Source organism: Anaerosolibacter sp. (genome assembly GCF_029240175.1).
Classification (GTDB): domain Bacteria; phylum Bacillota; class Clostridia; order Peptostreptococcales; family Thermotaleaceae; genus Anaerosolibacter.
The window spans coordinates 138,510-163,420 of sequence record NZ_JARBTM010000001.1 but is presented as its reverse complement, the minus strand read 5'-3'; the positions used below and the strand labels follow the sequence as shown (position 1 = coordinate 163,420).

Genomic DNA, 24,911 nt, shown 5'->3' with positions numbered 1-24,911 from the left:
CCTCTGCTGAAGAAGTTGATGAAATAAAAAGATTGACTGATAATACCAAATTATGGTATATTCTATATGAAAATAAATTTTTGTGAGAAGGAGGTCGTGATTCATGAGAAACAGTAGTGTATGGAGCGCAAGGGTATTTACTTTTTTGAATAATAGAAACGACCTTCATCAAAGGGATTAAAGTATTGTTTTGCTTTTGATATTTTAAGTCATAGGGTCGTTTTGATCCTATGGCTTTTTATATTTCTTAATTAAGTAATAAAAAGTCATGGTATATCCCAGTGTTTCTAGAGCATGGGGTGAACTATGGCTTTTTGTTTTTGGTTAGTGGATAGAGGTTAGAAGTCAAAACCAAAAACCTCTAACCTCTAACTTTTAACCCTACAAGGAGGGAGCTGGAAAAATGAAATATTTAAAACAATTGTTTACACCATACAAAGGATTGCCCAAAGAGGTCTATGTAATCTTTGTGGCGAGAATCATTAATGCATTGGGCTGTTTTGTCATGCCTTTGATGACCATTATACTAAAGGACAGCATAGGCTTGTCAGATCAACTGACAGGCGTGTATATCAGTGCAGCAGGGCTGCTATTCTTACCAGCGTCTATGATTGGAGGTAAACTAGCGGATACCATTGGAAGAAAAAAGGTTATCATACTTTTCGACTCTATGGCGGCAGTGCTCTACATTTCCTGTAGTTTTATGATACCTTCCATGAAAATGATTTATGTGATTATGGCAGCCGCTGCCTGCTTGGTGACAGCAGGGCCTGCCCATGATTCTCTCATGGCGGATATCACGACCCCACAAAACCGAGAAAGTGCCTATGCCCTTTCCTACATGGGATGGAATCTAGGTTTTGCCATTGGACCATTTGTCGGTGGAATGTTGTATGAGAAATATCTTCCATTGGTCTTTCTCGGGGATGCGGTTACTGCGCTGTTATCCCTTAGTTTGGTGGTCCTATTCATTAAGGAAACCATCCATAAGACAGAGGAGGAGATTACCGATGAAAGCCGTGTATTGGAGAAACGTGAACAGGGGTCTATCTTTTCTGTTCTTATAAAAAGGCCTGTTTTGATTTATTTTGCGTTGATTATATTTGGCTTTAACTTTGTGTATTCCCAATGGTCTTTTTTGATTCCCATTCATATGCTAGAGAAGTTTCCTGCCCATAAGGCTGAGTATTATGGTAGCCTCGCTAGCTTTAACGGACTAATCGTCATTCTGTTTACACCACTGATTACCTATTATTTTCAAAAATCGAAAAGCATACGACGAATGGTTTATGGAGGATTTCTTTATGCTATAGGATTCGGTATGCTAGGGCTGTTTAATGGATTAGTCCACTTCTTTATATCAGCTTTCATTTTTACCCTGGGCGAGATTTTACTAGCCATCAGCACTGCGCCTTTTATTGCCAATCATACGCCCGCATCCCATAGGGGAAGAATGAGTGCTGTGATTCCCATGATTTTCGGCATGGGGCAAACCTTGGGACCCATAGGCATGGGTCAAATTTTGACCTATACCGGTATTGAACCAGCATGGCTCCTTATGGGAGGAATAGGAATGATTTTTACGATTTTGATGTTTATACTAGAGCAGAAAGAGGAAAAGAAGCAATTAGGAGTATTGGAAAATCAAGGTGTATAAAACAAAAGGAATAAAGTCATATGAAATGCCATAGGGATGAAGGAAAAGAGATATCTATGAAGAAATAAGAAGAAAAAGAGAGGACTAAAGGCTAAATATTTCGGGGGTGTAGAAGATGAGTGGAGAAAAAAAGAAGGTAATCGCATTAATACATCATGATTTTGAAGATTTAGAGCTCTGGTATCCCATATTAAGATTGAGGGAAGAGGGCGTTCAGGTTGATGTCGTAGGGGAAAAGGCAAAGGAGCAGTATATTGGCAAATATGGTGTGCCAGCCTATTCAGATTATAGCTTTGGGGAAGTAGACTCAGACCAGTACGATGGTATCCTTGTACCTGGGGGATGGGCACCCGACAAGTTGAGAAGATTTCCTGAAGTGTTAGAGATGATCAAAAAAATGGATGAAGCACAGAAACCCATCGGACAGATTTGTCATGGGGGATGGGTGCTTATATCTGCCAAGATTCTCAATGGCAAAAAGGTCACTAGTACGCCTGGTATTCGGGATGATATGGAAAATGCAGGGGCTATCTGGTTTGATGTACCTGTGATCGTGGACGGCCACATCGTATCCAGCCGTCGGCCACCGGATTTGCCAGAGTACATGAAGGCATATATAGATGTTTTAGGGAAATAAAGGATATAATAACTATATTGAATGATGATAAAACGCTTGGAGGTGATCCATCGTTTAGCGAAAGGTCACCCCCAAGCGTTTTATCATTGGTTTCGATGTTTCAAGGGGAAAGCTTGAAAAGCAAGTTGTTCACGTGTGCATTAAACGAAAGGATGAAGGAGGAATATTGTGAAGGATATCCATGTGATTATAGAAGGAATGAGAAACGGTAATATGGATGTAAGGATAGAAGGGATCAAGTTGTATAAGAATTCTTTTCAATGTAAGGACGGCGTCAAGGTAATGATGGCCAAGCTGCAAGGAGAGAAGGTACTCTTGGCAGTTGGAGAGGGACAGCTATGCAATGACCTGCAAGGACAGGAAGAGAATGGGTATAAGATTTGCCCCCTAATCCATGAAAATAGGCGGACATTGAACAAATATTTCGATTTCACGGTCCCCAGAGCTTTTGGACAAGAGATGGCAACCATGGGTTTTGGAGATCGGCTGGGACTTGCATCCCCGGGCCATATCAAGACAATTAAAGGAAAAGAGATACGGCCTGTTCTGGCACAGCAGAGTATACGGGAGTTGAATTTAACGGGTAGAACCTACCAGGACGTATTAGATGCTGCAAGCTTTGCAGTATTTCAAGAAGGATACCAAGACGGCTTTGGCGCAGATGGGGACCATCTAAAGACCCCAGAAGATATAAAGATGGCCTTAGATCTTGGATTTACCATGATTACCCTGGACTGCTCTGAAAAAATTGACAATACCATATCACAGCTGTCCATAAGGGAAATTCAACAAAAATACGAACTTCTCCCTAGTGCATTGAGAAAACAGTATGAGGCGTATTATTTGAATAAAGAATTTCAACTGATGGGAGACACTTTATATTTTGATCGGGAAACCCTCATGAAGAATGTATTGATATATGAAAAAGCCATAGATTTTATGATATCCATTTATAACACATATATCATGAAGGCAGGAAGACAAATAGACTTTGAAATCTCCATTGATGAGACAGAAACCCCCACTACGCCGGAAGCCCACTATTTTGTAGCCCGGGAAATCTATTCAAAGGACGTGAGCATTACCAGCATGGCCCCGAGATTCTGCGGTGAATTCCAAAAGGCCATTGATTATATTGGGGATCTGGCACAGTTTGAAAGGGAGTTTAAAGTTCACAAGGAGATTGCGGATACCTTTGGGTACAAGGTGAGTATCCATTCTGGAAGTGACAAGTTCAGTGTATACCCTATTATAGAACAATATACCAAGGGACGGTTTCACGTGAAAACAGCTGGAACCAATTGGCTGGAAGCCATGAGGGTGATGGCAAAGGTAAATCCTAGTCTATATAGAAGAATGCACCAATATGCATTGGATCATTTCCAAGAAGCAAAGGCCTATTACCATGTCACCACAGATATCCAAAGGATTACGCCATTAGAAAACGTGACCGATGAGGACTTACCTACTTATATGGATGAGAACAATGCAAGACAACTGATCCACATCACCTATGGTATTTTGCTGCAAGCTGTGAATAAGAACGGGGAGTACTTATTTAAAGACGAATTTTTTAAGACATTGGAAATCTATGAAGAAGAATACGATAAAGCTTTAATAACGCATATTGGAAAGCATATTGCACTATTGGGGAAATAGGGGTTAAGGCTTTAAAAGACTATAATACCTGGAGAATGAAAGGGATGATGAACATCAAGACAGATAAAATTTATAATTTTGGCATCATTGGTGCTGGAAATGTTTCAAAAATCCATGCAAAGGCAATAGCAGAAATAGGAAAGGCGCGATTACTGGCGGTTTGTAGCACAAATACAGATAAAGCAAGGGCTCTGGCGATAGACTTTGGGGTAGACTATATTTACACCGATTACCATGAAATGCTGCAGCGAGATGACCTAGACATTGTTTGCATCTTAACACCCAATGGCACCCATGCTGAGATCGGTATTGCGGCTGCCCAAGCAGGTAAACATGTCATTATTGAAAAACCCATTGATATTTCCCTGGATAAAGCAGATGCATTAATAAATGCCTGCAAAGACAGTCATGTAAAGCTTGGAATTATTTTCCAGCATCGCTTTGATGAATCGACCCAGTTCCTTAAGGATGCTGTAGATCAGGGAAATCTAGGAAAATTGATACTGGGAGATGCCCATATTAAGTGGTACAGATCTCAGGATTACTATGACAGCGGGGCATGGAGGGGCACGTGGGGAATGGATGGTGGAGGCGTCTTGATCAATCAAGGCATCCACACCATTGATTTATTGCTTCATGTCATGGGGGATGTAGAATCAGTCTTTGGATACTGCAGTACTCTAGGCCATGAAAGAATTGAAGTGGAGGATATGGCAACTGCCGCATTGAGATTTAAAAATGGAGCACTAGGCACCATTATCGGTTCAACCTGTGTACATCCAGGTTTGCCAGCTCGGTTGGAGATCCATGGCACGAAGGGATCAGTTAGTGCGCTATGAGGTAGGGAAAGAAGAAACTGGGAAAGGAAAGGATACAGCCTCGGTAGAGACTGGCGCCTCAGACCCCATGGCGATTGACTTTAAGGCCCATAAGCTGCAGATACAGGATATGATAGACGCCATAGAAGAGGGACGAGAACCTTTTGTAACTGGTGAAGAAGGGAAGAAAGCCCTGTCATTGATTTTGGCCATCTATGAGTCAGCAAAGACAGGGAAGTCCGTGAAGCTATAGACAGCTAGATGGAATTTATATGATAAAAGCCTAACCATCTTTGATGGTTAGGCTGATTTTAATATCTAGTAAATTTGTTTTTATAACACCAATTGGGCCAATACACCGCCGGCCAGGAAGGAAATCACAAAGCTTCCAATCCAAATCAGGGCTGATTCCTGCCAGCTTCTTTCTTTGAAAATGACCATGATCGCTGCGATACAAGGCACGAACAATGTAATCACAACAAGGGCAATCACCGTTTGTAAGGGATTTAATAATCCTTGGGAAACCAAATCGTTTAATCCAGCAGCGCCGAAGTCACGACGGATGATACCCATAATAAAGGTTTGGGCTGTTTCCTTTGGCAGCTTTAAGAAGCCTTCTGTGACTGGGGCAAAAGTATCCATGATGCTTTCCAATGTGCCGCTGTATTGTAGCATAGTCACCACCACTGCACCCAAGACAAAGAGTGGTCCAGCTTCCATGATGAACATCTTAGACTTAATATAGGTTTTTCTCAAGACATTTGTTGCAACAGGTATTCTTAACGGTGGAAGGTCAATCAATAAATCCGTGGACTCTCCAGGCATAATTTTGTTTAAGGCAGTTCCCGTTAATACAAATACAACAAAGATGGTTGAAGCATATAGCAGAACGATTTTTCCGCCTAGAGGTGCAATTAACCCTACTATAACACCCAGCTGGGCAGAACAAGGAATTGCTAAGCCCAAAAGCATGGTTGCGATAAATCGTTCCCTTTTGGAACCTAATAATCTCGTCGTAATCGTAGCCATGGTGACACAGCCAAAACCAAGAATCATGGGAATGATGGCGCGGCCATTGAGGCCTAATCCTGTAAGTAAACGGTCTACCAAGGCTGCGATCCTAGGCAAATAACCTGAATCCTCCATGATCGATAAAATGAAATAGAAACCAACTACCAAGGGCAACAACAAACCTAAAAGATAAATAGGCGCCATGGTAAGAATACCAAATTCACCAATGAGCAATTGACCTATGAAGGAGGTCTCGCTGACAAGCCTCGTCATAATACCCATGATGAAATCATAATAGTACTGTCCCATGATAACTTCTTCTGTGATACCTACCACTGTCTGGGCAACGAATACGCCGATGGCTTGGTAAGTTAGATACAATGCGACAAAAAGAATTGGAATACCCGTGATTGGCTTTAACATCCACCGACCGAGTTTGGTACGGAAAGAAGCACCTTGATTTGTGGTTGTGACAACAGCATTGATAACTTCATCGATTCGATTTCTTCTAAGCTTATAGATTTCTTCACGGTTTCCATATTGATTTTTCAAATCATGTCGTTCAAGAACGTTTTCATCTTCTTCCACCACAAGGAGGGCTTCTGCATCCACATCTACCTGATCAACGACTTTTTCCATGAGGGTTTTTACTTTAGGAATTCGGTTCCCTACCTTTGCCCTAGCCAGGGCAGCTTTCATTTCTTCCATACCTTCCTTCTTAATGGCTGTTGTAGGAATAATTTCTACGCCCAGCTCCTTGGAAAGAAGGTCTATATCAATGTTTAATCCATTTCGTTTTACTTCATCCATCATATTTAAGGCAATCACCATAGGGATGCCCATATCGATAATCTGTTGGGTTAAAAATAAATCCCGCTCAAGATGAACTGCATCCACCACATTGAGGATGACATCGGCGAAAAGGATCACATCACGGGCTACCCGTTCTTCATCATTAAATGAGGAAACACCGTAAACACCAGGTGTGTCCATGACCACATCATCTTTATATTTACCAATGCTTATATCGACGGTTGTACCAGGGAAGTTTGAAACATCTACATACATGCCAGTTAAAGCATTAAAGAATACGGATTTTCCTACGTTTGGATTTCCAGCGAGAACAATTTTCCGAGCCCCTTCTGGAATTTCCATGGTGCAAACAGGATTATGACAGTGCATGATTCGAGTACCTCCTTGTTATTATAAAGCCTTTATTGCTATTTTCTTTGCTAAATTCCTTCCTATGGCAATTTCCTGCATTCTATTTTGTAAAATCACAGGGCCTGCAGGGAGTTTTTCTGAACAAATAAGTTTGGCACCTTCATAAATACCCAATCGAATAGCTTGGGCTCTGATCGTCGCGTCAGGAATGGTAACAACCTCAATCATTTGTCCTCTCATGGCTAAATCTAATGTCATACTATGTACCCCCTATAAATAAAATTAATAATTAATACAATTCTATAATGAAAATCATTATCATCAAAATAGCATAATTTTTCATTGATGTTACAAAATAATCATACACTTAGTGAGAATGACTGTCAATATTGTAAAACAAAAATACCCTGTGATTTTCGTCACAAGATATTTTTGTTTTAACATATTCACTGCCAATAGACGATTGGAAATACTTAATAGCTAGGACAGTAATATGCGTATTATATTCTATATATGGCTATATGGCAAATCGATGGTTGCCAATAACTTTGATGATTTTACGGTTAAATATCCATCTGGAAGTAGAAATTTTAGGATTATAATAGTATAAACATCCCTCGGTAGGGTCATGTCCCTTTAGGGCAAGCTCTGCCGCCAAATAAGATTCATTTTCAGGAATCAAATGAATTTGTCCATCAGAAATCGCTGTAAACTGGTTAGGTTGAAAAATGACATCCTTTATTGTTCGAGGAAACTCTTCACTTTTTAATCGATTTAAGACAACGCTACCTACAGCAACTTTTCCCATAAAATTTTCTCCTCTTGCCTCTGCATGGATCAAGGCTGCGAGAAGATGATATTCTTCTTCTGTACAGGAATAGCGAAAGGAAGAACGACTAACATTGCCTGGAATGCAATGAACCTTCATCTTGTGATATGGTTTCACAATCATATACTAGTTCTTTGGTTTCGGTGGGGGTGAAGGCATTGGTTACACCGCCGCCGACGATCATGAAAGCCAATGCCAATGTGATCCATGATTGATGCACTTTTTTCATCCGTTATCCCTCCTTTTGGATGAATCAATTGTCTTGGAAGACAAAGGTCAATGGGATTATACCTATAAAATTTATAGATATATTTTAGTATTCACTCAATATTTAAGTTCTATGAAAGCAATGGTTGACTATAGCACCAAAAATTATAGAAAAGGGAAAAATTTTATAATTATGATATAATGAGGTTATAAGCTTGGTACATTTAGGGAGGCATGTTGTATGCTAGTGAAAGACCATTTGGATGATAGGAAGATATTTTTAAATGAATATGACGATATATTAAATGCCATTCTTGACGCTGCAGACAATGCCATTATTGCGATCAATAAAAAAAATGAAATTGTTGTTTATAATAATTTTGCTGAAAAAATACTAGGCGCAAAGGTTGAAGAAAGTCTAGGTCGAGGCATATATCAAGTGCTGCCGAACTCTAAGCTGCCTGAGGTAATAAAAAGCGGACAAAAGGAACTGGAAAAAGTAGAAATTTTCAATGATAGACAATTGATAATTCACCGAACGCCCATTAAAAAAGGTGAAGAAATTATTGGGGCAGTGGCGGTGTTTCAGGATATTACAGATTTAAAGCGAGTTACCCAAGAACTAGAAATGGAAAAGCATATTTCAGAAATCCTAAAGACCATATTAGAAAATGCATATGATGGTATTGTGGTAGTAGATGAGCATGGGATCGTCACCATGATGAACAATGCCTATGCCGATTATCTTGGTGTAAAGAAGGATGAAGTGGTTGGAAGGCACGTCACGGAGGTAATTGAGAGCAGTCGGCTTCATATTGTAGCCAAGACAGGCAGAGAAGAAATTGGGGAAATCCAAAACATTAAGGGTAAAAATATTGTTGTTATGCGTATACCCATCATAAAAGAAGGAAAAGTGGTAGCAGTTGTCGGAAAAATTATGTTTAAAGATGTTAAAGAAGTGGGGATTTTGGCAAACAAAATCAATACGATCCAAAAGGAATTAAAGTACTATAAGGATGCATTGCAACAGGTAAGTGGTGTTAAATATAATTTTGACAGCATTGTAGGGACCAGCGACAAGATGCAGGAAGCGAAATATCTAGGGGAAAAAGCAGCCCATACCAATTCTAATGTGTTGATTCGAGGCGAAAGCGGTACAGGTAAAGAACTTTTTGCCCACGCAATCCATAGTCGAAGCAACCGTGCCATGGGCGCCTTTATCAAGGTAAACTGTGCTGCCATACCAGCTGAACTTTTGGAATCTGAACTCTTTGGCTATGAGGAAGGGGCTTTTACAGGGGCAAAAAGAGGGGGAAAAAAGGGAAAGTTTGAGTTGGCCAACGGAGGGAGTATTTTCTTAGACGAAATTGGGGACATGCCCCATAATATGCAGGCGAAATTGCTGCGGGTTCTTCAAGAAAAAGAAATTGAGCGGGTAGGCGGTGTAGAGAACATTCCTTTAAATGTAAGAATCATTGCTGCCACCAATAGAAATCTGGAAGAAATGGTGGAAAAGGGAGAGTTTCGTGAGGATTTATACTATCGTTTGAATGTAATGACCATAACGATTCCGCCCCTTCGAGAAAGACCCGAAGATATAGAGGTATTGATTCAGCATCTGATGATTAAAATCTGTGAGCAGGTTGGTAACTATGTGACAGGCATATCATCCCAAGCCATGAAGCAGATGAGAAGTCATGGATGGCCGGGAAATGTCCGAGAACTGGAAAATGTTTTGGAACGAGCTGTGAACTTGGCCGACTATGGAAAAGAAATCCAGATGAATCACTTACCAAGATACCTAAAAAAGTCAGAAATCAGTGTTCATAGCAGTGGGAAAAGGGAACTAAAGGATATTTTAGAGGAAGCTGAAAAAGACGCGATTATCGAATGCTTAAAAAATACGGGCGGTAACCGGACAGAAACGGCTCGAATATTAAATATCAGTCGGTCCAGCCTATATGAGAAGATCTGGAAATATGGAATATAAATGAAGGAATGTCCCATGGGACATTCCTTCATTACGTTTTATGAAATCTATCAATGGCAAAGAGTAAACCCAACATACCTAAGAATAGAAAGAAAGAGCTGCTTAAGAACCTTGGATGAAGCAGGTCCCAAAAGGACAATCGATCAAAATCATTTCCCACATAGCTGAATATTAAGGTAGGGGGTATGGTTATGGCAGTAATCAAGCCTAACTTAAGGCTGAATCGATGTTGTCTTTTGCTCTCCAGGAAATCATCCAGTTCTTCAAGGCCCTGCTTTACCTCACAGTATAGGGCTTCATTCTCAAACAATGTAAACCAATGCTTCCAGATAGCCATGCCCAGTTCTGAATTGGTAATTTGGGTAAACCAAGCAGTATTTGTAAACTTAAGAATTTCAAAGCGAATGTGCTCAATCTTCTGCTTATAATGAATGAGGGATTTAAGCATGCTTAGTTTTCTACAATAGTTTATCAGTGAGATGCGTTGATATAGGGCGAGAATTAAGATATCCAAATAATAGGTAGAAAAATAGCTGGGAATATAGGCTTCACAGATATTGGGCAGTATTTCCTCTCCTTTCAAATCCTTATCTATGGTCAGTAAAACACCGCCTTCTTTACTAAAGCCGTAAATGGAGGATTTGTGACGGGAAAAATAGACCTGTTCCTGGTCCGTTGAACTTAATAGAATCATATTCTCCTTATCTGGTTCATAAAGACTGCAGCTTCTTAGGGCTTCTACAAGGTCTTTCCGTTCATATACCCATTGATCCGCAGCCAGGGATTCTTTTTTTAAACATGCGTAGCTGTAGAAAATCAATCGATCAATGTAGATGTTATAGATCTTTTCCTTGTGATCAAAGGCATTGATCTCACCCAGAAGGGTATCCAAAAGATCTTTTAGCGTATACAGGGGTATATCCTTGTGAAATCGAAGGTGGGCCATGGGATAGTCCTTGTATAAGGGACGAATGGGGCGTATCAGCTGATTGATTCTGATCATATCATTCAATGTCAACTCGTTTTCTTTACTGATGACGGAGAAGTATAGAAAACCTACACCACCGTGGAATATTTTTAAATGTATATTTTCAAAATTTAAGGTGTAAGATGCTTCGTCGCATAGGATATCAAAGGATTGATAAGTTTCCAATAGATTTGGCTTAAGGACAAAATCCAGACTGCTCAACTCTTTAAGTATATGGGGGGCTATGGAGTCCACTTCTTTTTTTTCCTTTTCATTTAAATACATGGTGGGATATAAAAACTTGATAATATGGGGAAGGAAGTACTCAGTACGGATATGATCTTCATCTTTTTCGCTCTTATACACCGTTAGCTGCCATTGGCTTTCTTCTTGGAGCAGACACTTGATAATATTGGCATAATTACTATCCTCGTAGATGAATGGATGAATAAAATACATTTTATAGCTGTGTATGATTGGCTGTTCCATGAAAAAATCCTCTCCGTATTTGATGATAGTTGCTAAGTTTGTGTTTATCTTTATATGGATTTCACCAACTGAATCACTACTTTATATGGTTAGCAGTTAGCGGTTAGCGGTATAAAAAATGATGGACCTGCTAACGGCTAACTGCTAACCAGAGGGTTAAAAGATATTTGAGTTGAAAGTTAAAAGCTTGATGATGCGTACCCATATATGAGCTTGTCAGTATTATTGCCCATGACAGGAATACTGATACCAAAGATGTGAAGTTATGGTAAAATAGAAGCTAGAAAACCATTGGAAAAGTAGGGATATCGAATGCATGCAGGAAAGATTACTTTATACAAGGGCATAACTGGCAGCGGCAAAACCACTCTGCTGATGAACCAATACCAGCGCTGGATGGACCAGGGGGTTGCCTCCCATCAAATATTGGTACTGCTGCGAAATCGGCGGCAGTCTCAGCTGTGGAAGGAGTCCATCCAACCCAGTTATTCTGCAAAGCTTAAGCTGTTCTCATATTTTGGCTTTGTTCAGGAAGAACTGAGAAAGTATTGGCCCTTGGTTCAGCAGGAAATACCATGGCAGGAATACCAGCGATTAGAGCCTGTGTTTATGACTATAGAAACCTCTCAAAGTATCATGGAACAGATTGTAGATGAGCATCGGAGAAGGGGAAAGCTGTTAGATGTGGGTGCTGCCCAGGACCGTATTGCCATGGAATTGATTCATAATTTATCGAAAGCAGCCATGGGCAGCGTAGCCCTTGATCAGATTGGGGAAATCCTCTACGGCACCCAAGGGGAGCAGGGAAAAATACCTCCCCTTGTCTATCGGGAGATCCAGGAAATTTGTGATCAATATATGGAAGAAACCTTGGAAAAAGGTGTGCTTGATTATGGAATGACGGTCTATCTCTATGACCGATATTTAAGGAATAATAAGGACTATAGCGCCCTGTTACGGAAGCAAAATGCTTTTATGATTGTAGATGATTTAGAAGAGGCGGTGCCTGCAGAAGCAGCATTGATCCTTGACCTTTTGGAAGGGGCCAAGGGGAGCGCATTGACCTATAATACAGATGGGGAAATGACAAGGGCCTTAGGGGCATGTCCTGAGTTGATAGAGGAAACTATTTTCCCGTTATGTACCCAAGTGGAGTTAAAAGAATGTTACACCCGTGGCAAGCACTTTAAAGGGATGGGTGGACAAATAAAAAATATCATAGTATTTGATAAACAACCTGTTGAAACAGCCATTGGCTGTATCGAATTATTGGAAGCTGAGCTGAGAAGCGAGATGCTCAATCGGCTAGGAGAAAAGGTTTTAACCTTATTACAGGATGGTGTAAAACCCAGAGAAATTGCAGTCATATGTCCCGTGGCTGACAGCGTAACAGAATACACCTTGCGGCGTCAGTTAGAAAAAGGAGGATATGGGGTTGAAAGCATTGCAAGAAATAAACGGGCCATCGACCAGGTATATGTCAAAGCGTTGGTTACCATGGCATCCATTGCCCACCCCCAGTGGGATTGCTATACGAATCCCGAAGATTTGGCTGTAACCATATCGGTAATTCTGGATATAGATCCTATTCGATGTCATCTGCTGACAAAGGAAATCATGAAGCAAAGGCCTTACCAACTTCCCCCAGAACAACACATCGATGAGGTTGTGAAAAGAAGAATTGGTCAAGGGCCTTTGAAGAAATATGAAAGCCTAAGGCGTTGGCTCAACGATTACATGACAGGTGGAATCTATGATATTGAATATTTTTTTCAAAAATTCTTTGGAGAAGTCCTTATTTTTCTGCCCCATGGGGAGAAACAAGGGATTGTCTGTAAACAGTTGATCGATTCGGCGGGAAACTTTCGTATGGTCATGGCTTCCCTTGGCAATGAGGGCATAGATATCAATCGACGGTTCATTGATGCCATCAAGAAGGGGATGAAGACTGGAGAAAGCCAGGAAGAGATTCATCATAAACGATACTGTGAAGATGTGATTCTGGTGACGCCCTATACCTATTTATCCTTTGGATATCAAAGAAAGGTTCAGATTTGGAGCGACGTTCTGTCAGAAGAGTGGGCCAGCAGCGATGTGAAAGCGTTGACCAATCCCTATGTATTTTCTCCCAAGTGGAATCCTAGTCAGCCATGGAATGATGATACAGGAGCGTATTTTAGAAAGAGAAAACTAGGTATTACAGTGAATAGATTGATAAACCGATGTGGTGAGAGAATTATTGCTGCCCAGAGCCTTTATAGCAAACACGGCTATGAGCAAGAGGGGCTGTTAGGTATTGAATTACAGGGAACTTGCAGCAAGAAATAATTGTCATCATGGGTTAAAGAAACAACCATGAAGAAAGGATTTTTACGATGGCGGATATTCGATTAAGACCAGGTCAAAAAGAGGTTTGTGATTACCGAGGGGGCTTTCTAGGAGTACCGTCCGTGCCAGGGGCTGGAAAGACCTTTACTTTGGCTGTCTTGACGGCAAATCTCATCAAAGAGGAGCGACATTTGCCGGGAAAGATTCTGATTGTTACTTATATGAATTCAGCGGTGACAAACTTTAAAATGCGGATAGGGGATCTACTGGAAGAGAAGGGTCTCCCCAGGAATAAGGGCTTTGAAGTGATGACCCTTCACAGCTTGGCCATGAAGATTATCAAAGAAAAGCCAGAGGTTTTGCTTCTAACCGATGAATTTATCCCCTTGGATGAAATTGAGCAAAACCGAATTCTACAGCGGGAAACGAGTCAATGGATCGAAGAAAATGACGCTGTTTTCAAGAGCTTCATTGCGTTTAATGAGAAGGATAAAAGCTTCCAGGTAAAATCAAAGATCGATCAATGGACAAAAAAAATCAACAATGTGTGTAAGGAAATGATCTCCTACTTTAAATGTAAAGGCATCGATATTCATCGTGTTCCGGATCTGTTGAAAGGACTTCCCCAACACTCCCTCTTAAGAATGACCCTTGATGTATATGAAAAATATGAACGTTACTTGCGGCACATGGGCATGATCGATTTTGATGACCTGATTGTGAAATCTATTGATTTGCTAAAGATCGATGATGGTCTCAGAGAAAGGTTTCAAGAGAAATATACGTATATTTTTGAAGATGAAGCCCAAGATTCAAGCATACTCCAAGAGGAGCTATTGCGCATACTTTCAGAAAAAAGCGGAAACTTAGCCCGGGTAGGAGACAGCAATCAGAGCATCATGTCTACTTTTACTGTATCGGACCCAAAACTATTTAAACGATATTGTGAACAGAAAGGAACCCAGGTCAGTAAAATTCTGGTTTCCAGTAGAAACTCAAAGGATATTATTGACACGGCCAACTACTTGGTGGAATGGTCTCAAGAACTTCATCCTACGGAATTATGCCGGGATAGTCTTGAACCCCAACTGATTTCACCCGTAGGAGGTGATGACCCATTCCCAAATCCTAAACCCCAGGTCTATACCATAGGAAAAATCCTAGCCAAAACGAGGCGGGAAGAGCTGTTAAAGATTGCAAAGAATGCTGAGAAACAACGGGATAAAGACAAAACTATCGCCGTGTTGATTCCAAATGGTTACATCATGGATGAGATAAAGGAGATCATGGATCAGCAGGATATTCCCTACAGGGAGGTCAGCAGCTTCCCAAAAGAGCGGGCGAGAGCCACGGAGGCTTTGGGCTGTATCCTTGATTTCATCGCCCACCCCGATGATCAGGAGAAATTTATCCACTTGTTAACCCAATACCTACAGGAAGAAACAAAGGAAGATGAGGAGCTTTTAGGATTTTTAGGAAGCTGCTACCTAGAGAATATTTTCTACCCAGCAGACCAAGATACCCTAGAAAGAGAAGTACCCCGGGAGATTTTGAGCAGTCCTAACGGGAAGCAGTTATTAGAAAATATTGAAGTGTTGAAGAGGTTTATGGAAGCCAGTACCGTGGAACCAGAAGCCTTAGTGTTGCATATTGCTGAATCGCTGCACTTTGATGAAGAACAGATGGCCATTGCCCAAAAGGTGGCTTTAGATATTCAATACATGATGCAGCTTAACCCGAATTGGAGAATGGCCGAGTTGGCTGCCCAGTTAAAGTACATAAGAAATACCTATAATTATTTCGCCAATTTGGTCTATGAACGAAACGGATTTACGGCTGAACCTGGCACCATTAACCTCATTACCTATCACAAGAGTAAAGGGTTAGAGTTTGATACAGTATACCTTACCTGTATGACCTCTGAGGAATTTCCAGCAAAGCTAGAGGATAAATTCAGAAGTGATTATTGGTTTCTCAAACATGATTACAAGAATCCTACGGCTGTGGCTAAGGCGGAGCTGGACATGCGTATGGGCGAGGCCCATGCTTTATCTCCCATCGAGAAGGCACGGGTTGATACCATTCAGGAAAGGCTGCGGCTCCTTTATGTGGGGATTACCAGGGCCAAGGAAAATCTGCTGTTTTCCTGTCATGAAGCCTATGATTCAGACTTTGGGCGAAAAAATGTGACACCTTCCCACTATTTTCATGTGCTGAAAAATTATATTGAGGAGAAACGAAGCAATGAAGGAAACTAGATTTGAACACCTTTATTTTAGTCAATATGGACTCCAGCTGTTCCAAAGCTGTCCACTGCGATTTCAAAGAAGATATTTTGAGGGGCTTACTTGGAAATTAAATCGGTTGGCGAATCCCGATGTGCTCCGGGGGCAGGAGCAGGGCAGGCGCTTTCATCTCTTGGCAGAACGCTATTTTTTAGGTATTCCTACGGGCATTGAGAATATACCTCAGGAGAAGATGCTGCATCAATGGATCGCGGCACTAAAGCAGTTTGCACCAGTGATCCCAGACAATCAATATTTTCCTGAATTTGAGCTGAGACTAAACAAAGGGGAATTGAAGCTTCAAGGAAAGTATGACCTCATTCGAGTAGATCAGGAGAGAAACATTACGATTTATGATTGGAAGACCGAAGAGAAGCTTCTTTCTCCTTCCAAGGTGCAGGGGAGCTTTCAAACTATTTTGTATCGGTTTTTGATGGTGGAAGCCGGGGCTGCAGTAATTGGAGGAGCCATTCAACCCCAACATGTGAGCATGATCTATTGGCAGCCCAATCATCCCGGGGAAGCCATTAAGATTAGATACTCAGATGCATTATATGAGCAGGACAAAAGATTTCTAGAGAACCTGATTGGAGAGATAAAGGGATTTGACTTTGATGCCTTTGACAAAGAGCAAACCGATAGGAAAGTCTGTAAATACTGTGAATATCATGGCATATGTCACAAAGAACCTGGAAATTATGACATGATTTCATATCAACAGGAAGAGGATGGCGAATGAAGTAGAATGATTTATTTTAATTTTTAGAAAAGTCAGAAGGAATTTTTAAAAATGAATAGAATTAATAGAGTATGAAAGAAATTACTCCTTTCTTTCAAGTTCGGAAAACTGCTATGGAAATGGGCACGATATCGTGCCCAAATTTTTTTTTGTATTTTTTATTCTAAGCCTTGTTCTTTTTTCTTTTTCTCTACACGGTTTTCAATGGCATCCCCATCGGATACATGCTCATGGGTAAAGCTCATGCCCACGCCGACGTCTTCACGATTATGAAGGGTTGGTATTTTTTTGCCGACAATCCCTTTTTTCGTTTTTCTTGTCATAGCCATCCTCCTTAAAAAGTATTCAACAATTCTTTTCAGAATGTGATACTATTATTATGCACAAGGGAAACAGAAACATTCACAACATAAGGAGAGAGCAACATTGGAGCAAAGGGATCTTTTTACAGAGGCATTGCTGCAAGAGGTTTTAGAAATCGAAGAGATCCATGAGCGAGATTTGCTGTGGATAACAAAAAAAATCTATAGCTATTATGCACAGGGAGAATATATTGGAGAAGTAACCTGGTCGAATCGATTGAAAACGTCCGGCGCAAATATTCGGTATCAACCGAAGTTCGATTTGGCCATGATCCATGTGAACAAAGCCTATGTAGATAAATTTGGAAGACAGGAATTGATCGAAATTTTAAAGCATGAGCTGACCCATTATTATCTCTACAAACGGGGGAAAATGAAACATGGACATGGGGAGATTTTTAGAAAAACCCTGGAGCATGTTTTTAACAGCTACTGTATGATGGCAAAATTTAACGAGGATATGTATCAATATACCTATGGGTGTAAGCAATGTGGAAGCATCTATAAGAGCACCCGAAGAATACAGCGGCCCATATACTGCGGAAAATGTGCGAAGAATAATGGAGGAAAAATTCGAGAAGACTTTGGAATGGTATTGAAGGAGCGGTGCGAAGAAAGAAAAATATAAGAAATTTTCGTAGGAGCAGACGCATAAGCGTTAACTAAAAACATAATTTGTCATCCTGAGCGAAGTGAAACGGAGCCGAAGGATCTAAGACCCTAAAGGTAGACCTGCTAAACCAAGATTCTTCGCTACCGCTCAGAATGACAGCCGAAGAAAAGTTTTGGTAATAATCGTAATACTTAATGCCATTGAAAAAGGATTATATGTCCAGTATAAACGACATATAATCCTTTTAACTTTATTGTTTTCTAAAGCTATCTTCTGTAGTTTCCGCATCGACGATTTGAATGATTTCGTAGCCATCCTTCTCTAAAACATCCATCTTCTTCCCTAATTTTTTCTTATTCAAATAATGAATCACAACAATATTTCCTTGGCAAATTAAGCTTTCTGAAAGGTCAATGGCCTTTTCGGCAAACATTTCATCCAGAACGACAAGGGCAATCTTTCTTTTTTGGTTAGGTATCGTAAAGCCCCTTTCCTTTAATATCCCAATGATTCGTTCAAATCCTATGGAGAAGCCAACGGCAGGGATGGATTCGTTTTGAAACTTACTCAGCAAATTGTCATACCTTCCCCCCCCAGCGATGGAGCCTTTAAATTCATCACTGACAATTTCGAAGATAGGCCCTGTGTAATAGCCCATGCCCCTTACCAAGGTAGGGTCAAATATAATGGAATAATACTTTCCGGTAGTATCTATAATCTTTTTCAAATCTTGGGCATAAGAGCTATCAAAGCTTCCCAAATCAGTTTCTAAGCTGGTGAGCAATTGTTGAATCTTATCATTTTCAAAGCCTTTGGATTGTAAATCGTTGATGACGCCTTCGGTGCCTATTTTGTCTGTTTTATCTAAGGTGATGCAAACGGTATCAAATTGGCTCTCTTCAAATCCAGCAGCCAATACCAACTGCTTCAACAGACGTCTATCATTGATCTTTATGGTAAAGTTTTTAAATCCTAGATCATACAATGCTTTTGGTACAGTCAGCATTAAGTCAATTTCTGCATAGATGGTCTTGTCACCGATGATGTCTATGTCACATTGGGTAAACTGACGGAACCTGCCTTTTTGTGGTCTTTCAGCCCTCCAAACATAGCCGGTTTGAAAAGCTTTAAAGGGCATAGGCAGTTCATTTCGATTATTGGCATAGAATCTGCTTAAAGGCAAAGTGAGATCAAATCTTAGGCCTAAATCGCATAGGGAATTTTCGGATAGCTCCTGGAAGTCTAACTTTTCGCCCCGTTTAAGAATCTTAAACAAAAGACTGAGGTTTTCTCCCCCTTCACTGTTGGTCAATAGATCTAAGTTTTCAATACAAGGGGTTTCAATCTGGGTATATCCCCTGGAAAGGTAAGCATTGCTAATTACGTTTCGAACCCAATTGCGAAGCTCCATATCCCCGGGTAAAACATCAAAGGTTCCTTTTACTGGTTTTGCACTAAACTTCATAACATATCACTCCTTTTTTCAAATAAAAAACCCATACAGTCATTGTATCTGCATGGGTGTATATATACGAAATCATCGAGTCCCATCACCACAGATACAATACCTACAAATACCTATAGGCCTGTATCTATGGAAAGCTCTTTTCCATAAAACAAGCCTTAGCTGTGATGATGATGGATAAACAGATTGATTAGTTTTGACTGATTCATTGCCTTCACTCCTTAAATTATTAAGAATGATATCATATCTATAAAAAACTTTCAAGGGTTTGCTTTTATTTCCTTTTTTTAGAAATTATGAAGGTATTTTCTATTGATTTGTCTAATATGTAAGAATTATAAGATAAGAAAGGAAAGATTATGATGAAATCAAATAGAAGCTATATCGTTTCTTCTTTGGCTGCCCAGATGATTATGATTCCTGTCATACTCACACCCCTGTTTATTGCCATGCTAAGTATCGCGGGTCAATTTCCGGGTCTAGCACAGCTCGGCAAAAGTACTTTCAGGCTTATTGCCATTTTAGCGGCTTTTTTTGGTCCTTTTGTCGTCGGTGGCACAGTCGGGTATGTTTTCTCAAAAAGATCTAAAGAGAAACCCGAATCTCCAAAGGTCAGGTATTTAACACCCTTATTTCCTATCCTGTACGCATTGATCTTTGCAGTACTGGCGGTGACCCTTTCCAAAGGAAACTATAACTCCCAGTGGTGGGGCATCTATGCATTCAAAAATCCATTTTTTATTATCTTTGATTTTATCATTGCCTTTATGGGCCTGCACTTTGTTATGCCAGTGGCAGAGCTATCTGGATATCTAGGTTTTGTTGGGGGACTCCTTCTCAATGAAAGGGCAACAAAAGCATCCATAAAAAACGAAATGGGGAAAAAATTAAAAATTATCCTTGCTGGTGTAAGCATTCTTGTGGTGATCTTCCTAGGTGCCAGTAACAGAGAGATTATCGGAAATGGCTTCCTTGAATTACGTTATGGAGAGGTAACGGTGGGAAATGATTTGACGGAATTTGACCTAATTAAGATTGCTCCCTTTAAGGAGAACAATGGATTGGCTAGGTTAGATGGTGAAGCGTCCCTTCAATTTGAAGAACTCGAAGAAATGCCCCGGCTCGACGGGGCGACCGCAGCCTATCCCGTGTATGGAGCATTTGTGGAATCCGTATATAAGGGGCTAGGTGAATACTATGAAGCAAATAAAGACAGCCATGAGAAGGATGTGTATATGGCTTTCGTGGAAAGTAAGCAGTATCCCTTCAACATTGTCCAGTGCTCAAAGACCAATGGTGCCTATGAGCGATTGATTAACGGGCAAACCGATATAATCTTTGTTGCAGAGCCATCAAAGGCCCAGGTTGAGATGAGCAAAGAAAAGGGTGATGAATTTGTATTGACACCCATCGGATATGAAGCTTTTGTATTCTTCACAAATATAAAAAATCCCGTAGAGAATCTCAGCATCCAGGAAATACAGGATATTTATGCTGGAAAGATCACCAACTGGAGAGATGTTGGGGGAGCAAATAAGAAGATATTACCTTATCAGCGGCCTGAGAATTCAGGCAGTCAGACTGTTATGGAGAATAAAGTAATGAAGGATAGAACAATGTTGGAGCCCACCAAGGAAACCTATGCTGGAGGGATGGGAGAGATCATTAGCCAAGTATCCAACTATAAAAATGCCAAAAACGCCATTGGATATTCCTTTATGTACTATTCTTCCTCCATGATCAAAAACAACCAGATCAAATATATTTCTGTTAATGGGGTGAAGCCAACGCCTGAAACCGTTCGAAATAAGGAATATCCATTTACCGTTCCAGTATATGCTGTAACGCTGAAATCAAATACCAATGAAAATGTGAGCAAGTTTTTGGAATGGGTCTTGTCCGATGAGGGGCAGAACCTTATTGAGAAAACAGGCTATGTATCAGCAAGGTGATTTGCTGGTAAAGAATAAATTATTGAGAGAATTCGATAGGGCATATACGTATTAAAGATTGGAAAAGGGGGAGAAGAGAACCATGGATATCAAGATAAAGGCAGTTGAATTATCAGAAATTCAGCCTATGTTACTAGAAAACATTATGGGATTTGTAAGTTGTTTTGATTCATATTTAGAAAGCCACATTGTGAATGCCCAACACTATCGAGTCATGAAGGATACAGAGGGTATTGGCTATTTCTCAATATTTAATAAAGGTTTACTGACACAGTTTTATCTAGACAAAGATTACCGACAGCATGGGCAAGAGGTTTTCCACAAGATCAGAAAAAGTGAGGAAATCCAGCATGCATATGTTCCAACCAGTGACGAATTCTTTTTATCCCATGGGTTAGAGTATGCAAGGAAAATCGACATACAAGCATACTTTTTTAAAGATTCAAAAAGGGACGTTAAGCATATAAAGATACCTAATTTCGTCTGTAAACAAGCAACAGAAAGGGACATAGAATTTATCAGAGAAAAGTCAGGAGATTTCTTCGATGATGTGGACCGACATATAAAGAATAGAGAGTTGTATATTGGAGAAATAGAAGGAAAAGTAGCAGCCTTTGGTATCATTGAAAAAAGTAAGCTCTATGATCAAGTCGCCAGCATAGGTATGTTTACAATAGCGGAAGGTAGACAGCAGGGTATCGGTACCAATATGATTATTGCATTAAAGGAATTATGCTATGAAGAAGGAATCACACCAATTGCAGGCTGCTGGTACTATAATCATCATTCTAAGAAAACCTTAGAAAAGGCAGGCTTATTCAGCCAGACTAGGTTATTGAAGATACAGCTATAGACAGGAGGGAAGAACGATGAACTTAATAAAACCAAAAAAACTAAATCGTGGAGATAAAGTTGCAACGGTGAGCTTGTCATGGGGTGGTGCAGGGGACAGCGACATTCTATGGCGCTATCATATTGGTAAACAACGGCTGCAGGAAGTGTTTGGTCTTGAGGTTGTGGAAATGCCTACTACCTTAAAGGGTTCACAATACGTATACGACCACCCTGAGGAACGTGCGGCAGATTTGATGAAAGCTTTTGCAGATCCATCGATAAAGGCTATCTTTTCGTGTATCGGCGGATATGAAAGTGTCAGAATGCTGCCATATATTGATTTTGATGTAATCAAGAATAATCCCAAAATCCTTATGGGGTATTCTGATACGACCGTGGCCCACATGATTTGCCATAAGGCAGGCATCTCTAGTTTTTATGGACCGTCTATCCTCGCAGAGTTTGCTGAGAACGTAGAAATGTTTTCATATACCCAGCATTGGATTGAAAAGACGCTATTTGATAACAATACAATTGGAAAAATCGATCCATCCCCTATTTGGACCAGTGAATACTTACCATGGGAAGAGCAAAATAAGCATACAAAGAGGGAAGTGCAGCCTAACAATGGATACGAGGTACTCCAAGGCCAAGGAATCTCTGGCGGGAGATTAATCGGCGGCTGCATGGATGTCCTAGAAATGCTGAAAGGGACAGAAATATGGCCTTCCGCTGATGCGTGGCAGAACAAAATACTGTTCTTAGAAACCTCAGAAGATAGACCCAGCCCAGAATATGTGGAGTACTGGCTAAGAAACTATGGTTCTCAAGGAATATTACAGAAAATAAGTGGAATCCTTTTCGCAAAACCCTATGGCAATATGTATTATGAGGAGTATAAAAAAGCACTTTTCACCGTTGTGAGAGATGAACTTAAGCTCCATGATTTGCCCATTCTATATAATATGAATTTTGGGCATACAGCACCGATGATCACATTACCCTACGGCGCCATGGCAGAGATCAATTGTGAAGAGGGTACACTCACCATCACAGAAGCTGGTGTGTTATAGGGCGTTATGTTTATCTGTATTTTCCGCTAAATAGAAAGAAAAAGTGTATCCCTGCGATGAGCAGAAGAAAATAGGAGATGATTTTAGGGACTGGATAATTTAAGATATTCATGGAAGCAATGATAGTGATTAAGACACATTTAATAAATATTGCGACGTAAGATCGAGATCAAGATTGAGATCGAGTAAAGACGGTAGGGGCGCGGGTTTCCCCGCCCGAAGACCCAAGAGATCAGCAGAAGAAGGGCAGGATGACCCTGCCCCTACGGGTTTCAATCTGGATCTCGATCTTAATCTGCGGGATTTGTGCCGCATCTTACTACAACTATGAAATTACTTGTATTTATATTACCATTTAACTATAGAACTGTGAAACTTATATACACAAAACACAAGGATCTTGCATTCCTCAACTGAGGAATGCAAGATCCTTTGTTGTCTATGGGATAAATAATTTAAATTATCTTAAAATACTAACTCAAGCCTTGATAGTCTATCCTTCAACTCCTCCATAATCAGCTTTTCTTCTTCATAATCCTTTGCTTCAAAGGTAACAGATAATCTTAGGAATGCACCTGCATCGTCCCATGGCACGGTGGAGATGTGGGCTTCTTTGATCAAGTAGTTTGAGACCTGTTCGGCATTTTCAAATATAAGCCCTGATTTGGTTCCCTTGGGAATTGCCACATAGCAGTAGAAGGTACCTTTAGGTTTTCTCGCGTCAAACCCTATTTCTTGCAAAGTTTCTATTAACAAATCGAATCTTCTGGAATAGCGTTCACAGTTAGCCTGGGTGATCTCTGGATGCGCTAGGGCAGTGATCCCAGCTTTTTGGATAGCCATAAATTGTCCTGAATCTGCGTTGTTCTTTACATTACCATAGGCCTCGATAATCTTGGCATTCCCCGCGATAAAGGCAAGGCGCCAGCCCGTCATATTGAAGGCTTTGGATAGGGAGTGAATCTCAGCACCAACTTCTTTGGCGCCATCCACCGATAGAAAGCTTAGGGGCTGGTAGCCATCGAAGGTGATGGCACCATAGGAGGCATCGGAGATGACGACGATATCATTTCTATAGGCGAAATCCACCACATGCTTATAAAACTCTGCAGTCGCTACTTGGCCGGTGGGATTATTAGGATAGTTAATATATAAAAGTTTTGCCCTTCCCAAAACATGATCGGGGATCCTTGAGAAATCGGGGTAGAAGTTGTTTTCTTTGTACAAGGGCAAGTTATATACTTCGCCCCCTAAGTGTTTGGTATTGGTGGCAATGACTGGATATCCAGGGACTGTGGCAAGGGTGATGTCTCCAGGATTGATAAAGCACAGTGGGAGCAAGGCCAAAATAGATTTTGCTCCGATCCCATGAAGCAGTTCTGAGTCGGGATTTATGTTTTGCAGTCCATAGGTATTCTGTAAATACTTGGCGGCAGCTTCTTGAAATACTGGAATGCCATTGTCCGCATACCATCTGTTTTCCCGATGACCAGCCTCAGCAGCCAAGGTGTTTACCACCATAGGATCTGCAGGTAGATCAGGTTCTCCTACACCAAGGTCTATAATGGGAATTTCTGGGTGATCGGCCATGGCTTCAGCCTTGGCTTTTTTTATTTTCATAAATTTATAGCTCTTTTTAGATGTATCGAAATCCTTACCGCCTAGGCGGTCGGCTATTTTATTACGGATAAAATACATTGCAAGTCGTCCCCTTTCCATTGAACCTGTGATCCAAAACAATAGGAATAAGTATACCTTTTACTATCATATTCCCAGGGAACGAAAAGTGTTCAATGGGAAGGAGGAGACAAAGCTTAAAAATACAGGTCAAA

General features: G+C 40.6%; 21 protein-coding genes. 13 read left to right on the top strand and 8 right to left on the bottom strand.

The annotated features are described in order from the left end of the window. Positions 1 to 403 precede the first annotated feature (403 nt). From K0R93_RS00765 to K0R93_RS00745, 5 genes are all read left to right on the top strand, one after another. The gene (locus tag K0R93_RS00765) at positions 404 to 1,657 is read left to right on the top strand and encodes an MFS transporter (protein WP_300296059.1); all 1,254 of its coding nucleotides are present in this window, start codon (positions 404 to 406) and stop codon (positions 1,655 to 1,657) included. Positions 1,658 to 1,772: 115 nt separating this feature from the next. Then, positions 1,773 to 2,294: a type 1 glutamine amidotransferase domain-containing protein gene (locus K0R93_RS00760; protein ID WP_300296057.1), complete on the top strand. Its 522-nt coding sequence runs from the start codon at positions 1,773 to 1,775 to the stop codon at positions 2,292 to 2,294. Positions 2,295 to 2,462: 168 nt separating this feature from the next. After that, complete coding sequence (locus K0R93_RS00755) at positions 2,463 to 3,953, top strand: tagaturonate epimerase family protein (protein WP_300296054.1); 1,491 nt, start codon at positions 2,463 to 2,465, stop codon at positions 3,951 to 3,953. A 44-nt stretch (positions 3,954 to 3,997) separates the two neighbouring features. Then, entirely contained in the window at positions 3,998 to 4,792 is a 795-nt protein-coding gene (locus K0R93_RS00750; RefSeq protein ID WP_300296051.1) for a Gfo/Idh/MocA family protein, read from the top strand. Beyond that, positions 4,761 to 5,024, top strand: coding sequence for a Gfo/Idh/MocA family oxidoreductase (locus tag K0R93_RS00745; protein ID WP_300296048.1), 264 nt, complete (start codon positions 4,761 to 4,763; stop codon positions 5,022 to 5,024). Before K0R93_RS00750 ends, K0R93_RS00745 begins: the two co-directional genes overlap by 32 nt. 80 nt (positions 5,025 to 5,104) lie before the next feature. On the opposite strand, the gene feoB is transcribed toward K0R93_RS00745, so the two are convergent. From feoB to K0R93_RS00725, 4 genes are all read right to left on the bottom strand, one after another. Further along, positions 5,105 to 6,964 carry a ferrous iron transport protein B gene (gene feoB / locus K0R93_RS00740; RefSeq protein WP_300296045.1) on the bottom strand — a complete coding sequence of 620 codons (1,860 nt, stop codon included), beginning with the start codon at positions 6,962 to 6,964 and terminating at the stop codon, positions 5,105 to 5,107. 21 nt (positions 6,965 to 6,985) lie between these two features. Beyond that, positions 6,986 to 7,204, bottom strand: a complete 219-nt coding sequence (locus tag K0R93_RS00735) for a FeoA family protein (RefSeq protein WP_300296043.1) — start codon at positions 7,202 to 7,204, stop codon at positions 6,986 to 6,988. A 259-nt stretch (positions 7,205 to 7,463) separates the two neighbouring features. Continuing rightward, the gene (locus K0R93_RS00730; protein ID WP_300296040.1) at positions 7,464 to 7,754 is read right to left on the bottom strand and encodes a cell wall hydrolase; all 291 of its coding nucleotides are present in this window, start codon (positions 7,752 to 7,754) and stop codon (positions 7,464 to 7,466) included. A gap of 88 nt (positions 7,755 to 7,842) precedes the next feature. Next, a complete protein-coding gene (locus K0R93_RS00725) occupies positions 7,843 to 8,004 on the bottom strand; it encodes a hypothetical protein (protein WP_300296038.1) in 162 nt (53 codons plus the stop codon). Positions 8,005 to 8,223: 219 nt separating this feature from the next. Here K0R93_RS00725 and K0R93_RS00720 point away from each other — a divergent pair, with 219 nt between their 5' ends. Beyond that, positions 8,224 to 9,972: a sigma-54 interaction domain-containing protein gene (locus tag K0R93_RS00720; RefSeq protein ID WP_300296035.1), complete on the top strand. Its 1,749-nt coding sequence runs from the start codon at positions 8,224 to 8,226 to the stop codon at positions 9,970 to 9,972. A gap of 31 nt (positions 9,973 to 10,003) precedes the next feature. On the opposite strand, the gene K0R93_RS00715 is transcribed toward K0R93_RS00720, so the two are convergent. Continuing rightward, entirely contained in the window at positions 10,004 to 11,428 is a 1,425-nt protein-coding gene (locus tag K0R93_RS00715; protein WP_300296032.1) for a hypothetical protein, read from the bottom strand. Between the two features lie 312 nt (positions 11,429 to 11,740). On the opposite strand from K0R93_RS00715, the gene K0R93_RS00710 reads away from it, so the two are divergent. Genes K0R93_RS00710 through K0R93_RS00700 form a run of 3 tightly spaced genes read left to right on the top strand, consistent with a single transcriptional unit; the run spans position 11,741 to position 16,780 of the window. Beyond that, the gene (locus K0R93_RS00710; protein ID WP_300296029.1) at positions 11,741 to 13,756 is read left to right on the top strand and encodes a UvrD-helicase domain-containing protein; all 2,016 of its coding nucleotides are present in this window, start codon (positions 11,741 to 11,743) and stop codon (positions 13,754 to 13,756) included. A gap of 47 nt (positions 13,757 to 13,803) precedes the next feature. Then, entirely contained in the window at positions 13,804 to 16,014 is a 2,211-nt protein-coding gene (locus K0R93_RS00705; protein ID WP_300296027.1) for an ATP-dependent helicase, read from the top strand. Then, the gene (locus K0R93_RS00700) at positions 16,001 to 16,780 is read left to right on the top strand and encodes a PD-(D/E)XK nuclease family protein (RefSeq protein WP_300296024.1); all 780 of its coding nucleotides are present in this window, start codon (positions 16,001 to 16,003) and stop codon (positions 16,778 to 16,780) included. Before K0R93_RS00705 ends, K0R93_RS00700 begins: the two co-directional genes overlap by 14 nt. A 158-nt stretch (positions 16,781 to 16,938) precedes the next feature. On the opposite strand, the gene K0R93_RS00695 is transcribed toward K0R93_RS00700, so the two are convergent. Continuing rightward, the gene (locus K0R93_RS00695) at positions 16,939 to 17,103 is read right to left on the bottom strand and encodes a hypothetical protein (protein WP_300296020.1); all 165 of its coding nucleotides are present in this window, start codon (positions 17,101 to 17,103) and stop codon (positions 16,939 to 16,941) included. A gap of 103 nt (positions 17,104 to 17,206) precedes the next feature. Between K0R93_RS00695 and K0R93_RS00690 the strand changes: the two genes are divergently transcribed. Beyond that, positions 17,207 to 17,770 carry a SprT-like domain-containing protein gene (locus K0R93_RS00690; RefSeq protein ID WP_300296017.1) on the top strand — a complete coding sequence of 188 codons (564 nt, stop codon included), beginning with the start codon at positions 17,207 to 17,209 and terminating at the stop codon, positions 17,768 to 17,770. A 235-nt stretch (positions 17,771 to 18,005) separates the two neighbouring features. Here K0R93_RS00690 and hisS read toward each other — a convergent pair whose 3' ends face one another. Continuing rightward, the gene (gene hisS / locus K0R93_RS00685; protein WP_300296014.1) at positions 18,006 to 19,220 is read right to left on the bottom strand and encodes a histidine--tRNA ligase; all 1,215 of its coding nucleotides are present in this window, start codon (positions 19,218 to 19,220) and stop codon (positions 18,006 to 18,008) included. A gap of 362 nt (positions 19,221 to 19,582) precedes the next feature. Between hisS and K0R93_RS00680 the strand changes: the two genes are divergently transcribed. From K0R93_RS00680 to K0R93_RS00670, 3 genes are all read left to right on the top strand, one after another. After that, on the top strand, positions 19,583 to 21,172 hold the full coding sequence (locus K0R93_RS00680; protein WP_300296011.1) for a PstS family phosphate ABC transporter substrate-binding protein: 1,590 nt from the start codon (positions 19,583 to 19,585) through the stop codon (positions 21,170 to 21,172). 82 nt (positions 21,173 to 21,254) lie between these two features. Further along, positions 21,255 to 22,025 (top strand): GNAT family N-acetyltransferase, encoded by a 771-nt coding sequence (locus K0R93_RS00675; protein WP_300296009.1) that lies wholly within the window; start codon positions 21,255 to 21,257, stop codon positions 22,023 to 22,025. Between the two features lie 16 nt (positions 22,026 to 22,041). After that, positions 22,042 to 23,079, top strand: coding sequence for a S66 family peptidase (locus K0R93_RS00670; RefSeq protein WP_300296007.1), 1,038 nt, complete (start codon positions 22,042 to 22,044; stop codon positions 23,077 to 23,079). Between the two features lie 465 nt (positions 23,080 to 23,544). Here K0R93_RS00670 and K0R93_RS00665 read toward each other — a convergent pair whose 3' ends face one another. Continuing rightward, positions 23,545 to 24,777 (bottom strand): LL-diaminopimelate aminotransferase, encoded by a 1,233-nt coding sequence (locus K0R93_RS00665; RefSeq protein ID WP_300296004.1) that lies wholly within the window; start codon positions 24,775 to 24,777, stop codon positions 23,545 to 23,547. Positions 24,778 to 24,911 lie beyond the last annotated feature (134 nt).